This window comes from Ruegeria sp. YKSF070, assembly GCF_059612725.1.
The window spans coordinates 67,414-83,705 of sequence record NZ_JBXWRD010000001.1; the positions used below are offsets into that span (position 1 = coordinate 67,414).

Here is a 16,292-nt window from a genome sequence, read left to right on the forward strand (position 1 = left end):
AGCCTTGTGCCGCCACGCTCCAGGGGTTACCCCGAACCGACGCTCTGACCGCAACGAGGGTACGTGATGAGACGACTGGCACACACCGCCCCGGCGGATCAGACAGCATCCGCCGAGCGCCGCTCGGGCCTGCGCACCCTGCGCCGGGTGGCGCCCTATCTCTGGCCCAAGGGCGAGGGATGGGTGAAACGCCGGGTACTGGCGGCCATGGCGATGCTGGTGCTGGCTAAGCTGATCGCGGTCTATACCCCCATCCTCTACAAGGGCGCGGTCGATGCGCTGGCGGGAGAGGGCGTGCCGCCCTTGGCGCTGGGCGCGGTCGGGTTGACCGTGGCCTATGGCGTGGCGCGGATGCTGACGGTGGGCTTCCAACAGCTGCGCGATGCGCTGTTTGCCCCGGTCGGGCAGCGGGCGCTCAGGGCGCTGGCGCTGGAGACCTTTCGCCATATCCACCGTCTGTCGATGCGCTATCACATCACCCGCAAGACCGGCGGGCTGAGCCGCATCATCGAGCGCGGGGTCAAGGGGGTCGAGTTCCTCTTGCGCTTCATGCTGTTTTCCATCGGCCCGCTGATCCTGGAACTGGTTCTGGTGGCGGCGATCCTGATGTACCTGTTCGATGTCTGGTATCTGGTCGTGGTGGTGGGGACCATCGCGCTTTATATCTGGTTCACCTTCGCGGTGACCGAATGGCGGGTGAAACTGCGCCGCGAGATGAACGACCAGGATACCGAGGCCAATCAGCGCGCCATCGACAGCCTGCTGAATTTCGAGACGGTCAAGTATTTCGGCGCCGAGGAACGCGAGGCGAACCGCTATGACCAGTCGATGCAGGCCTATGCGCGCGCGGCGCTCAAGACCTCGTATTCATTGGCGTTTCTCAACTTTGGCCAATCTTTGCTGATCACCTGCGGCCTCATCGGGGTCATGGTGCTGGCGGCGCTGGGTGTACAGGCGGGGCAACTGACCGTGGGCGATTTCGTCATGGTCAACGCCTATATGATCCAGATCACCGTTCCGCTCAACTTTCTGGGCACTGTCTATCGTGAGATCCGGCAGGCGCTGGTCGATATGGGCGAGATGTTCGATCTGCTGGAACAGCCCGCCGAGGTCAGCGACAAGCCGGATGCCGCGCCGCTCAAGGTCAGCGGCGGCGAGATCACGTTGACGGATGTGCGCTTCGGCTACGAGGCGGATCGCGAGATCCTCAAGGGCGTGACACTCGACGTACCGGCGGGACAGACCGTGGCCATCGTCGGCGCCACCGGCTCGGGCAAGTCGACCATCGGGCGGCTCTTGTTCCGGTTCTACGATGTGACCGGCGGCGCGCTGAAGATCGACGGGCAGGACATCCGGGATGTTACGCAGACCAGCCTGCATGACGCCATCGGCGTGGTGCCGCAGGATACCGTGCTGTTCAACGACACCATCCGTTACAACATCGCCTATGGCCGCGAGAACGCCACGCAGGCCGATGTCGAGGCGGTGGCGCGCGCGGCCCAGATCCACGATTTCATCGCCTCGCTGCCCGAAGGCTATGACACCAAGGTGGGCGAGCGCGGACTGAAACTGTCGGGTGGCGAGAAGCAGCGGGTGGGCATCGCGCGTACCTTGCTCAAGAACCCCCCGATCCTGCTGCTGGATGAGGCGACCAGCGCGCTGGACACCGAGACCGAGCAGGAGATCAAAGAGGCATTGGCCCTTGCGGGCGAGGGGCGCACGGTGATCACCATCGCCCATCGCCTCAGCACCATTGCCGAGGCCGACAAGATTGTGGTGCTGGAAAAGGGCGAGATCGTCGAGCAGGGTACCCATGATACGCTCTTGTCGCGCGGTGGGCGCTATGCCCAGCTCTGGACGCGCCAGCAGGCGGGCGAGGACGAGGCGGCCTGATACGCGCGCGCCTTGGAACCGTCATTTACCCTTCACAGTCATGCCCTTTTCGCGCGATAGCTGAAACGCGCCCGTGGGTTGCGGGCGCGTTACGAGGATCAACGCGGTGTTGCGGCACCAGTTTCAGAAACTGACCGTCTTATTTGCCCTGGAGATGCTGGCCATCATCTTGGTCTTTCAGGTGTTTTCGTCGGTTGAATGCAGCCTTACCGATAGCGAAACCGCTTGCCGGGCCTTGCGCGGTGCGACCATCCGCATCCTGTGTGTCGGGATTGGTCTGGGTCTGTTCATCTGGTTCCGGCCGCATCTGCGGCGCCGGTTGGTTGCCGCCGCAGACAATCCCGATGCCGAGGCGCGGCGCTGGTGGGCAGTGCATCTGATCGGGTTGGGCCTGATCTTCGTGCCCTGGCTCAGGGCGGATCCGGCCAGTCTGAACGCCGATTTCCAGGCACATCTGGCCACATTGCTGGCGGGGGCGGTCCTGACCGCGATCGGTGCCCTGTTCCTGCTGCTGCCGCGCCGCGACCTGCCGGGCCTGCTGCGCGAGGGTGGCGCCGGGCTGGCGCTGGTGGTGCTGGTGGCACTGCTGATCCCCGATCTGGCCGATGCGCTTGCGCCGCTCTGGTGGGCGTTTCATGGCCTGATCCTGACCACCTTCTACGGGGTGGCGGTGGTGCTGGCGGCGCTGGGTTTTCACGTGGTGCTCAGCCCCGAGACGGCCACCATCGGCACCGAGGGCTTCTTTGTCGAGATGGCTGGTACATGCTCGGGGATCGAGGGTTTTGCCCTGACTGCCGGGTTCTTTGTCATCTATTCGGTGCTGATGCGCGACACGCTGCGGTTGGGTCGTTTCTGGCTGATCGTGTTCCCGCTGGCGCTGCTGGTCAGCTGGGTGTTCAATATTCTACGTATCGCGGCCCTGATCGCGATCGGAGCGCGGCTGTCGCCGGAACTGGCGGTGAACGGATTTCACAGCTTTGCGGGCTGGCTGTTCTTTACCCTCTTGGCGCTGGGCGTGATCTGGGTGGTGCAGGCGCGACCCTCGCTGCACCGGGCTCCGGTCACGAGGCGCGGAACCGGGGCGCGTGAGCCGCTGCGCGAGGACCTGAATGCGGCATTGATCGCGCCCTTCATCGTGTTCATGCTGTCGGGCCTGCTGGTGCAAAGCCTGTGGCAATCCCCCGGCCTGGGGTATCCCCTTCAGGCAGGGTTGATGGCGGCGGCGTTGTGGATGTTTCGCAAACCGCTGCTGGCGCTTGACTGGCGGCTGGACCCGCTGGCCCTGATGGCCGGTCTCGTGGTGGGCGCGGGCTGGATCCTGTTCTTTCGCGGCGATGTCGCGCCCGTGGGGCTGTCAGAACTGACCGGAGCGGCGCTGGCAGGATGGATCCTCTGCCGCATCCTTGGCACGACGCTGTTGGTGCCGATGATCGAAGAGGGGTTTTTCCGTGGCTATCTGCTGCAACTGTTGTCTGGCCCTGCGGCCTGGCAAACGGCCCTGTCAGTCGCTGTGACCAGCCTTGCCTTTGCGTTCCTTCACGGACGCGTGATCGAGGCTGGTCTGGCCGGCCTCGTTTTTGCGGGCGTTGCGCTGCGCCGGGGGCGTCTGGGAGACGCAGTTCTGGCGCATGCGGTCGCCAACGGGCTGGTCGCGCTGACCGCGCTGCTCACCGGTGACTGGACCCTGATCTGACGCGCAGGCTCAGCGGCTTTTACGGCGGTGCATCTCGCGTGCCAGCAACAGCCCCGCTGCCACCGCAGCCAGCGCCAGAGCCCCGGTCGAAGCGTCGATCTCGGGCACCGAGGAACGGGTTCCGCCACCGCCGCCATAGCTCCAGCCACCCCACCACCAGAAGTAGTAGTCAGAGATCTGCGCTGTTGCGGATGTGGCCGTCAGAACCAGGGCCGAGATTGCGGCACTTGTCGTGGTCATAGCCTTGTTGAGCATGGTGCAGCTCCCTTTTTTCCTTGCCGGACAGCATGACCTGTTGCCTTGATCTTTTCAAGGTTTTGCCACACTTCGGATCAACTCTGGAAACGATGGCCGCAGCCCAAGGGCGATTGCGTCCTTTCCATTGTCAATCACAGGCCCGACAGGCCCGATGTGGGCCTGCCGTTGCTGCTTATCCGCGCGACTCGGGCGGGAATGGCGCCGCGCTGGCCAAGGGCTTTATTCGGCGGCCTTCAGCGGCTGATCGGGCACGATCCGAGGTGGTTCGGCCTGCATCGGATCCCAGATGATCTCGGTTGCCTTCAGTCGCTTGGCCGAGCGGCGCAGGATCATATCGCGGGCGATGCGGCTGGATCGTCCCGCGGTGATCCGTGCCAATCCACGTCCGATCATCAGAAGATAAGTCGAGGTCCAAACCCTGAGCGCCAGCAGAGACGGCGTCACCACAAGCGTCAGAATGGTTGCGATGCCCAGGCCGAACACCACCGCCGTGGCCAGCTGTTTCCACCACAGAGCCGTGGGGCTGTCGATCGAATAGCCACCATTGATGAAATCGAGGCTGAGCCCGAACATCATCGGTGTCAGGCCGGCCATGGTGGTGATCGTGGTCAGCAACACAGGCCGGATCCGCGCCTCGGCGGTGCGCACGATGGCCTCGATCCGGGGCATGTAGCGGCTGTATTCCTGATAGGTGTCGATCAGCACGATATTGTTGTTCACAACGATCCCGGCCAGCGCCACGATACCGGTGCCGGTCATGATGACCGAGAAGGGTTGCCCCATCACCATCATGCCGATCAGCACGCCGGTGGTGCTGAGGATCACGGCGAGCAGCACCAGTACCGAGTTGTAGAAGCTGTTGAACTGCGCCAGCAGGATGATGAACATCAGCCCCAGCGCCGCGGCAAAGGCCTTGGACAGGAATTCCTGGCTTTCCTTTTCGTCCTCCTGATCGCCGGTCCATTCCCATTCCACCGCCGGGCCGAAAGGGTCGGATTCCAACCATTGGGTCAGCGTGGCGATGCGCTCGTTGGCATTGATCGGGGCAAAGCGCGCGCTGCCCGCGTCGACGGCATCTTGCGCGGAGGCGGCAGTTTCGAAGCCGGCAATGCTCACGATCTGGAACAGTGCGCCATCGGCAGGGCGGGTCAACACCTCGCCTGTTGGCGTCACACCTTGAGGCAGGGCGCGCAGCACAGCCAGTTCCGCCTGCGGATCATCGGCCGAGACGAGTTTGAACAGGCCCGGCTCCACATCCGCCTTGACGTCGAAATAGCGTTGCTGGTCGACACGGTTGATCTTGGCCAGTTTCTCGACCGGTTTGCGGCTGATGAAGTTCGACAGCGGCACCAGCCCCTCGGGCGTGCGTACCTTGAGCGTGTCGAGCGTGCTCAGCACCCGGTCCTTTTCCGGCAGGCGAACGCGGATCTCGATCTCGTCATCGGCATCGGCTGGGCGGTATTCGCCCAGCAACACGCCGCGCGTGACCAGCTGCACCATGGCGCCGACGGTGGCCACATCGGCCCCGAAGCGGCCCGCCTTGGCCACGTCCACGTCGATCTGCCAGTCGATGCCGGGCAGGGGCAGGTTGTCCTCGATCTTGATCAGGCCCGCCGTCTCATCGAATGTGGCGCGCGCCTGAGCGGTGGTGGCCAGCAGCGTGTTCCAATCGTCACCCTTGATACGCAGATGCACGGGCTTGGCCGAGGCCGGGCCACGGCCCAATGCCTCGATCTCGGCCACCATGCCGGGCAGTTTGGCCAGTTCGTTGCTTAGCTGTTCCAGCACGAAATCGCCGTCATATTCGGCGGCGACCACCTCTTCCTCGAACCCCAGCCAGGCGCTCATGCGGCTGCCCAGCCAGCCCGTCAGCGGGTGGGTTTCGGTGGGGCGGTCCTCCCACGGGATGATCTCGAACTGGATCTGGCCCACCGTGTCGGCGGGCGCCTGGGCGCCGCCGTTGTTCTGATCCAGCCCGCCCTCGCCGGCAAAGGAGAACACGTTGACCACCGCCGGGTGGGCGGCGATCACCTCTTCGGCCTGGCGCACCAGCACATCCTTTTCCGCCAGCGACAGGTTGCCCCGCGCGCGGACATAGGTGGTGGCCTGTTCCGGTTCACTCTCGACAAAGAATTCCACCCCCAGCGAGCGCTCGGGGAAGATCACGAAAACCACCTGATAGACGGCAAAGATCACCGCAAAGATCGAGACGATGGGCATCACCGGATTGCCGGCGATGAACTTGATCACATGGCCAAAGGGCGTGTGCCCGCCAGGGGCGGCGACACGGCGCTGAGGCATCTCGATCCGGGCGGCGCCCAGCGTGACCGAGGCGGCAAAGGCCGACAGGAGGAACAGCACCGCACCGACAAGCGTCCCGCCCGGCGCACCGGGCGGCAGCAGATAGGCGGGGTTCAACAGCTGCATCGCACCCAGGAACATGCCGTAGAGCGCGGGCGGCACCAGGGCCGCGCGCACCACCCAGGGCGTGCGCGCGCGCAGCCATTCGGACATGCGGTTGAACACGCGGCTGATGCGGCCCGACACACCGCCCATGACCGGCAGATAGATCAGTGCCACCACCAGTGAGGCCGAAAGCACGAAGATCAGCGTGACCGGCAGCATCCCCATGAACTCGCCCGGAACTCCCGGCCAGAACAGCATCGGCAGAAAGGCGCAGAGCGTCGTCGCCGTGGACGAGACCACAGGCCAGAACATCCGCTGCGCCGCCTCGACATAGGCATGCATCGGGCCGATGCCGTCCTTGATCCGCTTGTCGGCATATTCCACCACCACGATGGCGCCGTCGACCAGCATCCCCACCGCCAGGATCAGACCGAACATCACGATGTTCGAGATCGACACGCCCATCGCCGCCAGAAAGGCAAAACACAGCAGGAACGAGGTCGGGATGGCAAAGCCCACCAGCAGCGCCGCGCGGCTGCCCAGGCTTGCCAGCACCACGATCATCACCAGCGCGATCGCGGTCAGCACCGAGCCTTCGAGCTGGCTGACCATCGAGCCCACGACCCGGCTCTGGTCGTTCGAGGTACCCATCTGAACGGCGGCCTGCAATTCGGGCGGCCAGGCGGCGCGCGACTTGGCCACGGTCTCCTTTACCTGTTCGACCGTGTCGATCAGGTTGAAACCCTTGCGCTTGACCACTTGCAGCGCGACGGTGTTCTCGCCGTCAAAACGCGCGGTGCCCTTGCGGTCCTCGAAAGTATAGTTGATCTGCGCCAGCTCACCCAGCCGCACCACCCGGTCGCCATTGACCTTGATCGGCAGGTCATAGACATCGCGCGCGGTCTTGAAGGACGAGGGGATCTTGACCGCGAACGAGCCCTGTTCACTCTCGATCTCGCCCGCCGCGATCAGCTGGTTGTTGTTCTGCACCACATTGATCAGTTCCAGCGCGGTAACGTTATAGGCTTCGAGCCGCAGCGGGTCGATGATCACTTCGAGCATCTCGTCGCGGTTGCCCGCGATCCCTGCCTCGAGCACCGCGTCGAGCGATTCCAGGTCGTCCTGCAAATCCTTGGCGATGCGCGCCATGGTGCGTTCGGGGACGGCGCCGGTCAGGTTGACGATGACGATCGGGAACTCGGAAAAGTTGATCTCGGTCAGCGTATATTGCTCGGCCCCGTCTGGGAAACTGGCCTGGGCGGTGTTCATCGCGTCGCGCACATCGGCAGTGATCGCGGTCTTGTCCCATCCGAATTCGAACTCGAGTGCCACGCCTGCATAGTTCTCGGCGGCGGTGGAGGACATCTTCTTCAGCCCGTCCAGATCCGCCAGCTCGTTCTCCATCGGCTTGACCAGCAGGCTTTCGCTGTCCTCGGCGGAAATGCCGGGGAAGCTGACCGACACGAACAGAGCCGGAATCTCAATATCCGGCTCACCCTCCTTGGGCAGGTTCACATAGGCCACCCCGCCGATCATCAGCGAGATCGCGATGAAGGCCAGAACCATCCGCGCCCGGGATGCGGCCCAGTCGACGATACCGGTCATTCAGAAGCCTCCCGCCAGGTCGGTTCCACGGTGACGCCCTCGGTCACGAAATCCTGACCGACCACGATCACATTGGCCTGTTCGGGCAGCCCGGTCACCCAGATGCCGGTCGGCGTGTCGCGGACAAGCTCGATCGGGACAAAGCCCACCTTGTTGCCCTCTTCGACGGTACGCACGCCCAACTCGCCCTCGTTGTTCAGCGTCAGCGCCGATTGCGGCAGCCGGTGCGCCTTGGCCCCGTCGGACGAGATCGCGATGGTTGCTGTCTGGCCGTCGCGGATCAGCAGTTCGGGGTTGGCCACGGTGATCTCGACCTCGAAGGTGCGGGTGGTCTGGTCCGCCGAACGGCTGAGAAAGGTGACCCGGCCCTGCACCTGAAGCCCGGTGGCCAGTTCGGCCCCGGCCAGCGCGCCCACCTGCACCCGGTTCACCTCGGTCTCGGGGATGAAGCCAACCACCTTCATCGGGTCGAGCTGGATGATGGTGGCGCAGAGTGCGCCGGGTTGCAGCAGGCTGCCCAACTCGGCGGTATCGCTTTCCAGCAGGCCCTGGAACGGCGCCTCGATGGTGAGCCGGTCAATCTCGCGCTGGGCAGCGGCCACGGCGGCGGTGGCGGCCTCGATGCTGGCGCGGCTGGTTTCCAGTCCCGCCTCTGCGGCCTTGATCCCGGCCTCGGCTGACCGGACCGCAGCTTCGGTCGATACGCGGCGGGTTTCTGAAGCATACCCGGTCTCGGCTAGTTTCTGCGCGGCGTTGTCGTTGATGCGGGCCTCCTTCAGCCGCGCCTCGGCCTCGTCCAGACGCGCCTCGGCCTCGGGCATCGAGCTTTCGGCCTGTGCCTTGCGCGCGCGCGCCTCGGCCAGGCTGGCGGGACGAGTGCCCGGATCGAGTTCGCACAGCAGATCGCCGGCCTCGACGAAGGCGCCCTTGCGCTTGGGTTCGGAAATTACGGCTCCGGTGGTCTCGGCCCGCACTTCGACCTGCCGGATGGCGCGAGTCTGGCCACGCAGCACCACCGCGCTGTCGATCTCGGTTGCCTGCGAGCGCAACACCACCACGCCCACGGCGGCGGTCTCGGCAATGGCGGCACCGACGGGATCGGAGACGGGCGCGGCGTCCGCCTCGGCCCGGCTGGCGGTTTCCGCCTTGGCAAAGGCCATCAGCGCCTGGCGTTCGAAAACCATCATGTAAAGCGTGACGGTCACGAGGATCGCGGTGAGGAAGGGAACCAGTCGCATGAAGTACCTTTCTTCAATCCAACCCGGTCAAAATACGGGGTCCGGGCTATTTGCGCAGAGACATGGGGTTTCCGTCGCGTCTTGTCCATACTGAACTGTCCAGTTCAGTTCATTTTTCGCCCCATTTTGGCAAATGCGCAAGAAAAATGCAGGTTCGGCACCTCTTGGCTTGCCCGGTGGCGCGCGGTATGAGAGGCCGGAACCGAAAAGGTCAGGATAACAGGGCAGGGGCCAGGAATGAGCGACACCGACAGTTTCATTGACGAGGTCACCGAAGAGGTTCGCCGCGACCGAATGTTCCTGCTGCTCAAGCGCTGGGGCTGGATCGGCGGGCTTGCGGTGCTGGCCATCGTCGGCGGCGCGGCCTGGAACGAATATTCCAAGGCGCAGGCCACCGCCCGCGCCGAGGCGCTGGGCGATGCGGTGATCGCGGCGCTTTCCTCCAACGATGCCGCTTCGCGGGCCGAGGCGCTGGCCGGGATCGAACCCGCCAGCACCGGCGGCGACGCGGTCTTGGCGCTGCTGACGGCGGCGGCCGAATCCGGCAACGGGGACAATGTGGCGGCAGTCACCCGGCTTGACGCGCTGGCGTCGCAGGGGGAACTGCCGCAGATCTATCGCGAGATCGCCGCCTTCAAGGCGCTGCTGTTGCAGGCGGAAACGCTGCCTGTCGCCGACCGCCGGCAGCGGTACGAGGCTTTGGCCCAACCCGGCGCGCCGCTGCGTCTGCTGGCGCAGGAGCAGCTGGCGTTGATCGACATCGCCGAGGGCGAGACCGAGGCCGCGCTGGCCCGGCTGCAATCCATCCGCGAGGACGCCGAGGTCAGCACGGACTTGCAACAGCGCGCAACTCAGTTGATGGTGGCGCTGGGGGCCGACCCCGCACCGCTGCCCACCCGTCAGGGCTGAGCCCCGGGACACGGACAGCGCCGCGCGGCCGCAAAGAGAAAACGAAAGACAGGCGAGTTCGACCATGGTGACCAGCTCTTTCTCCCGGATCGGGGCATCCCTGATGGGCAGCGCGCTGCTGCTGCTCTCGGCCTGTGCCGAACCCGAGGTGATCCTGCCCGGTGAGCGCGAGGATATCCGCCCCGGTGCCACCGACGCGGTGGTCAATCAAGGCCGCGCCATCCGGCTGCCGTCGCAACAGGCCAACAGCACCTGGGCGCAGGCGCCGGGTACCGAGGCGTTCCGCACCGCTCATCCCGCCCTGCGCAGCACGCCGCAACGGATCTGGTCGACCCCGATCGGATCGGGCGATGAAAAGCGTCAGCGCATCACCGCCGATCCGGTGGTGGCGGGTGGGCTGATCTATACGCTCGACAGCGCCGCCCGCGTCTCGGGGGTGACTCCGGGTGGCGGACTGGCCTGGCAAACCAATCTGGTGCCGCCGGGCGAGGACGAAGGACAGGCCACAGGCGGTGGCATGGCCTATGCCGATGGTATTCTCTATGTCTCGTCCGGCTATGGTCTGTTGACCGCACTCGACGCCAAATCTGGCGCGGTGCGCTGGCAGCAAAAGCTGAACGCGACCGGTTCGGGCACGCCCACCATCCGCGACGGGCTGCTCTATCTGGTGGCCGGAGACGATACCGGCTGGGCCATCAATATCAAGGACGGGCGCATCGCCTGGCAGGTTCAGGCCACGCCCAGCGTCGGCAACGTTCTGGGCGCACCCGCACCTGCGATGACCTCGGATCTGGTGATCTTTGCCTTTGGCTCGGGAGACCTGATCGGCAGTTTCCGCAATGGCGGGGTGCGCCGCTGGGCGGCATCGGTCTCGGGTCAACGCAAGGGCCGCGCGGCGGCCCGGATCGGCGATGTGACCGGCAGTCCGGTGATTCAGGGGTCGACCGTTTACGCGGGCAACCATTCGGGCCGCACCGTGGCGTTTCGCGCCGACAATGGCGAGCGGCTGTGGACCGCGACCGAAGGCGCGCTGGGGCCAGTCTGGCCGGCGGGTGACAGCGTGTTCCTGGTCAGCGACCGCAGCCAGATCGTCCGGCTCGACGCCAGCGACGGAAGCGTGATCTGGGCGCAGGACCTGCCCGGTTTCGTCAAGGACAAGCCCAAGAAGCGCGGCGCCAGCTATGCCCATTATGGCCCGGTTCTGGCCGGTGGGCGGGTAATCGTCGCCTCGAATGACGGTTATCTGCGGCTCTACAACCCCGAGGATGGGGCCATGATCAGCCGGGTCGAGGTGCCGGGCGGGGCCACCACCGGGCCGGTGGTGGCGGGCAATACCCTTTATGTCGTGGGGGCCACGGGCCAACTGCACGCTTTCCGTTGACGCTCGGACGCGCTATAGGGCGCGTCTGAGTCTAGAAAAGTAGAGTGCCATGTCTCTGACCCTCGCCATCGTGGGGCGGCCCAATGTGGGCAAATCCACCCTGTTCAACCGTCTGGTCGGCAAACGGCTGGCGCTGGTCGATGACCAGCCGGGCGTGACCCGCGACCTGCGCGAAGGGCAGGCGCGGCTGGGCGACCTGCGCTTTACGGTGATCGACACCGCGGGGCTGGAAAACGCCACCGACGACAGTCTGCAGGGCCGGATGCGGCGGCTGACCGAGCGGGCGGTGGACATGGCCGATATCTGCCTGTTCATGATCGACGCCCGCGCGGGTGTAACCCCCAATGACGAGATTTTCGCCGATATCCTGCGCCGCCGCTCGGCGCATGTGATCCTGGCCGCCAACAAGGCCGAGGGCGCCGCCGCCGATGCCGGGGTGATCGAAGCCTATGGGCTGGGGCTGGGTGAGCCGATCCGGCTTAGCGCCGAACACGGCGAGGGGCTGAACGATCTTTACGCCATACTGATGCCGCTGGCCGACAAGATGGAGAAGGCCGCCGAGGAGCAGGCGCCGGAAACCGATGTCGATCTCGACCCCGAGGACGAAGAGGATGACGCCGAGGGTGCCGTGCAGGAGGCTCCGGTCATCACCGCAGACAAGCCGCTTCAGGTCGCGGTGGTGGGCCGCCCCAATGCGGGTAAGTCGACCCTGATCAACCGCATCCTGGGCGAAGAGCGTCTGCTGACGGGTCCCGAGGCGGGGATTACCCGTGATGCCATCTCGCTCCAGATCGACTGGGACGGCACGCCGATGCGGATTTTCGACACCGCAGGTATGCGCAAAAAGGCCAAGGTGCAGGAAAAGCTGGAAAAGCTCTCGGTCTCGGACGGGCTGCGCGCGGTCAAGTTCGCCGAGGTCGTGGTGGTGCTGCTCGACGCGGCCATCCCCTTTGAACAGCAGGATCTGCGCATCGCCGACCTGGCCGAACGCGAAGGCCGCGCCGTGGTGATCGCAGTCAACAAATGGGATGTCGAAGAGAACAAGCAGGACAAGCTGCGCGATTTGAAGGAAAGCTTTGAACGGCTCTTGCCGCAGCTGCGGGGTGCGCCGCTGGTCACCGTCTCTGCCAAGACCGGGCGTGGGCTCGACCGTCTGCATGACGCGATCCTGCGCGCCCATGCGGTCTGGAACCGCCGCATTCCAACCGCTGCGCTGAATCGCTGGCTGATCGGCATGCTGGAACAGCACCCGCCGCCCGCACCACAGGGCAAGCGGATCAAGCTGCGCTACATGACCCAAGCCAAGACCCGGCCGCCGGGATTCGTGGTGATGTGCAGCCATCCCGACAAGATGCCCGAAAGCTATTCGCGCTATCTGGTCAACGGGTTGCGCGCCGATTTCGACATGCCGGGCACGCCGATCCGCCTTACCCTGCGCGGGCAGGGGGACAAGAACCCCTACAAGGGCCGGCGCAAGAAGAATGCCGGCGCCCTGGCCAAACACCTCAAATCGCGCGGCTAGGCGGCGCGCGTCAGATCAGCCGGCGCGCAATCGTGCCGGATTGCGATGCTTATTGTCGCAGCGGGTGACAATTACCCGCTTGCGGCGCTATCACTATGTACGCAAAGGTTTCTTTGTCGCGGCGCGCTTGTCATTCCTGCGTCGCGCACCCAAGTCGTCTGTTGCAAGAGAACCCGGCCATCCGAGGGAGCGGTGCGGAGATGGATCTGAGAGCATACACACGTCAATACGCGGTGCAGGACAACCGCCTTGCCGCTTTGAGCTATTTCGGGACATTCGCGGTTTATTTCACCGCGCTCTCTCTGGCGATCACCCATGTGGATCGCTGGTATGTGCTGGTGCCCGCCGGGGTGGTCTTTGCCTTTGCGGCTGTGCGGCTTTACGTGCTGCAACATGATTGCGGCCACCACTCCCTGTTCGAGACGCGCACGCAGAACGAACTGGCCGGTCACGTCCTCTCGCCCTTCACATTTGCGCCCTTCGAGGTAATGAAGCAGAACCACAACCTGCATCATGCGGGGGTGGGCAATCTGGAACACCGCGAGACCGGCGAGATCCACACCATGACCCTGCGGGAATGGCGGGGGGCCGACTGGCGCACGCGGCTGGCCTATCGGCTCTATCGCAACCCGTTCATCCTGATCCCGCTGGGGGCGGCGTTCACCTATTTCATCCGCTACCGCTGGCCCAAGAACGCGACCCGGTTCGGGGCGCGCGGGGTGCTGCTGCACAATCTTTCCATTGTCGTCTTTCTGGTCCTGCTCTGGGCGCTGGCGGGCATGACCGGCTTGCTGGTCTGGCTGGGCTTTTCCTTTCTGGGCGGGATGATCGGGGTGTTCCTCGTCTATCTCCAGCATAATTTCGAGGATACCTATTGGGACCGCCGCCCCGATCTGGACCCGCAACTGGCAGCGTTGCAGGGGTCGTCGGCGCTGGATTTCGGCTGGTGGTTCGACATGGCCGTGGCCTGTATCACCCTGCACGACATCCATCATTTCAACGCGCGCATCCCGTCCTATCGGCTGCGGGCCTGCCATTACAACCTGCCGCCCGAATACGCGCCGCGCCGCATAGGCTTTGCCGAGGCGGTGACGGCGCTGAACCTCAAGCTCTGGGATGAGGACGCCCGTTGCCTGGTGCCCTTTCCGAAACGCGCGGGCGCGGTCGAGACGGTAACCGGCTAAACCATGTATTCCGTGTTCCGCAAAAAGGGGCACGGAGGAAAGAAAGATTGTGTATACGAACGCGTAATCTTTGACAAAAGGGAGGCAAAGGAAGTTTGACATGACCCCTGTCAAGAAAATCGAGGGCGTTGGCCCGGCATTGGCAAGAATGCTGGCCGAGAACGGGTTTGACAGTGCCGAGGCGGTTGCCGCCGCCAGCATCGAACGGTTGATGAACCTGCCGCGCATCGGCGCGCTCAGGGCCAAGGCCATTCATGCCGCGGCGCAGGCGCTGGTAGCGGCGCCGCCGTCGAAAACCGCCGCACCGGTTGCCAGCCCCGCACAGGCCCGCAAACCGGCAGGGCGAAACTCTCGCACGCGCCGCCCGGTAGCAGGGCGCGGCGCAACGGCAAAGAAGTCCGACCCTGTCCGGGCCAAACCCGCCGCCACGCCCCCCCCGCAATCGGCACCCGCCAAACCCGCGTCGCCCCGTGACGAGGCAAGCGAGGCCGAGGTCCGGGAGGGCGAGGCAGCGGCCCTGGCCGAACAGGCCGAGGCCGACGCCAAGGCCCGCAAAAAGGCCAAGGCAGCGGCAAAGGCAGAGAAGGCCAAGCAGAAGAAAAAGGATTTCGAAGAGAAAATCCGCAAGGCCGAAGCCAAGGTCAAGAAGAAGTCGGACAAGAAGAAGTCCGGCAAGAAGAAGTCCGGCAAGAAAAAGGACGACAAGGACAAGAAGAAGGCAAAGAAAAAGGCGAAGAAGTAACTTCTTCGCCTCGTTCCGGTCTGGTGTGGTTCCCTGAGATCAGCTCAGGGTGCCGTCCGTGTTCAGCGTCAGCTTGCCGCCCAGATAGGGAGCCAGCGCCTGGGGCAGGGTGACCGAACCGTCCGCGTTCTGGCCGTTCTCCAGCACCGCGATCAGGCAGCGGCCCACCGCCAGGCCCGAGCCGTTCAGCGTATGCACGAATTGCGGCTTGCCACCATCGGCGGGCTTGAACCGCGCATTCATGCGGCGGGCCTGGAAATCACCACAGGTCGAGACCGAGCTGATCTCGCGATAGGTGTTCTGGCCGGGCAGCCAGGCTTCGATGTCATAGGTGCGCCGGGCGCCGAACCCCATGTCGCCGGTGCACAGGACGATGGTGCGATAGGGGATGCCCAATGCCTCGAGAATGCCCTCGGCGCAGCGCAACATGCGTTTCTGCTCTTCATCCGAATGATCGGGATGGGTGACCGAGACCATTTCGACCTTTTCGAACTGGTGCTGGCGCAGCATGCCGCGGGTGTCCTTGCCGGCCGAGCCCGCCTCGGAGCGGAAGCACAGCGAATGGGCGGTATAGCGGCGCGGCAGATAATCCTCGGCAATGGTCGAGCCATTGACGATATTGGTCAGCGATACTTCGGAGGTGGGGATCAGCCACCAGCCCTCGCGGGTCTGATAGCTGTCTTCGCCGAATTTTGGCAACTGGCCGGTGCCATACATCATCTCGGACAGGACCAGCACCGGGCCGTTCACCTCGGTCAACCCGTTCTGTTCGCTGTGGGTGTCGAGCATGAACTGCGCCAGCGCCCGGTGGATACGGGCCACCGCGCCCGAAAGCAGCACGAACCGTGCGCCCGACAGCTTGGCGGCGGTTTCGAAATCCATGCCGTCCTGAACCGAAGCAAGGTCGAAATGTTCCTTGGGCGCGAAATCCATCTGGCGCGGGGTGCCCCAGCGGTGCAGTTCCACATTGTCGGCCTCGTCCGCCCCTTGCGGGACGTCCTCGGCGGGCAGGTTGGGCAGGCCCGCGAGCAGTTCGGTCAACTGGGTGTCCAGCTCCTTGGCCTCGGCCTGCATCGCGGCGATCTCGGCCTTTTTCTCGGCTACCAGCGCGCGCAGGCGCTCGAATTCGGCCTCGTCGCCGCGTGCCTTGGCGGCGCCGACTTCCTTGCTGGCCTTGTTCTGCTCGGCCTGGGCAGTCTCGGCGGCCAGGATCTTGCCCCGGCGTGCTTCGTCCAGGGCCAGGATGTCCGACGACACCGGCGCGCTCCCACGGCGCGAAAGCGCGGCGTCGAAGGCGGCTGGGTTCTCGCGGATGGCGCGGATGTCGTGCATGGGTCTGGTCCTTGGACTGGGTGATTCACTGGCCCGGTTATGCACCATCCGCGCGCCGGGGTGTAGCGCCGCCGCCAGCTTGTGGAAAGAGAAAGGGGCCGGGTGTTGCACCCGGCCCCCGGTTGACCT

General features: G+C 64.8%; 11 protein-coding genes. 7 read left to right on the forward strand and 4 right to left on the reverse strand.

Translation table 11 applies throughout. From position 1 onward, the window contains the following. Positions 1–66 precede the first annotated feature (66 nt). Positions 67–1,893, forward strand: coding sequence for an ABCB family ABC transporter ATP-binding protein/permease (locus AC2FL1_RS00335; protein ID WP_496875625.1), 1,827 nt, complete (start codon positions 67–69; stop codon positions 1,891–1,893). 109 nt (positions 1,894–2,002) lie between these two features. Beyond that, positions 2,003–3,586, forward strand: coding sequence for an exosortase E/protease, VPEID-CTERM system (gene xrtE, locus AC2FL1_RS00340; protein ID WP_496875626.1), 1,584 nt, complete (start codon positions 2,003–2,005; stop codon positions 3,584–3,586). Between the two features lie 9 nt (positions 3,587–3,595). Here xrtE and AC2FL1_RS00345 read toward each other — a convergent pair whose 3' ends face one another. The 3 genes from AC2FL1_RS00345 to AC2FL1_RS00355 all read right to left on the reverse strand — a co-directional run bounded on the left by AC2FL1_RS00345 (position 3,596) and on the right by AC2FL1_RS00355 (position 9,093). Continuing rightward, complete coding sequence (locus tag AC2FL1_RS00345) at positions 3,596–3,826, reverse strand: VPEID-CTERM sorting domain-containing protein (protein WP_496826321.1); 231 nt, start codon at positions 3,824–3,826, stop codon at positions 3,596–3,598. Positions 3,827–4,063: 237 nt separating this feature from the next. Further along, positions 4,064–7,855 carry an efflux RND transporter permease subunit gene (locus tag AC2FL1_RS00350; protein ID WP_496875627.1) on the reverse strand — a complete coding sequence of 1,264 codons (3,792 nt, stop codon included), beginning with the start codon at positions 7,853–7,855 and terminating at the stop codon, positions 4,064–4,066. Then, positions 7,852–9,093 (reverse strand): efflux RND transporter periplasmic adaptor subunit, encoded by a 1,242-nt coding sequence (locus AC2FL1_RS00355; protein WP_496875628.1) that lies wholly within the window; start codon positions 9,091–9,093, stop codon positions 7,852–7,854. Before AC2FL1_RS00355 ends, AC2FL1_RS00350 begins: the two co-directional genes overlap by 4 nt. A 237-nt stretch (positions 9,094–9,330) precedes the next feature. Between AC2FL1_RS00355 and AC2FL1_RS00360 the strand changes: the two genes are divergently transcribed. The 5 genes from AC2FL1_RS00360 to AC2FL1_RS00380 all read left to right on the forward strand — a co-directional run bounded on the left by AC2FL1_RS00360 (position 9,331) and on the right by AC2FL1_RS00380 (position 14,831). After that, on the forward strand, positions 9,331–10,002 hold the full coding sequence (locus AC2FL1_RS00360; protein ID WP_496875629.1) for a hypothetical protein: 672 nt from the start codon (positions 9,331–9,333) through the stop codon (positions 10,000–10,002). A 64-nt stretch (positions 10,003–10,066) separates the two neighbouring features. Then, entirely contained in the window at positions 10,067–11,383 is a 1,317-nt protein-coding gene (locus tag AC2FL1_RS00365; RefSeq protein ID WP_496875630.1) for a PQQ-like beta-propeller repeat protein, read from the forward strand. A 49-nt stretch (positions 11,384–11,432) separates the two neighbouring features. Next, on the forward strand, positions 11,433–12,905 hold the full coding sequence (gene der / locus AC2FL1_RS00370) for a ribosome biogenesis GTPase Der (protein ID WP_496875631.1): 1,473 nt from the start codon (positions 11,433–11,435) through the stop codon (positions 12,903–12,905). Between the two features lie 200 nt (positions 12,906–13,105). After that, a complete protein-coding gene (locus AC2FL1_RS00375) occupies positions 13,106–14,089 on the forward strand; it encodes a fatty acid desaturase (RefSeq protein WP_496875632.1) in 984 nt (327 codons plus the stop codon). Between the two features lie 100 nt (positions 14,090–14,189). Continuing rightward, entirely contained in the window at positions 14,190–14,831 is a 642-nt protein-coding gene (locus tag AC2FL1_RS00380) for a helix-hairpin-helix domain-containing protein (protein ID WP_496875633.1), read from the forward strand. A gap of 39 nt (positions 14,832–14,870) precedes the next feature. Here AC2FL1_RS00380 and serS read toward each other — a convergent pair whose 3' ends face one another. Continuing rightward, positions 14,871–16,163 (reverse strand): serine--tRNA ligase, encoded by a 1,293-nt coding sequence (gene serS, locus AC2FL1_RS00385; RefSeq protein WP_496875634.1) that lies wholly within the window; start codon positions 16,161–16,163, stop codon positions 14,871–14,873. Positions 16,164–16,292 lie beyond the last annotated feature (129 nt).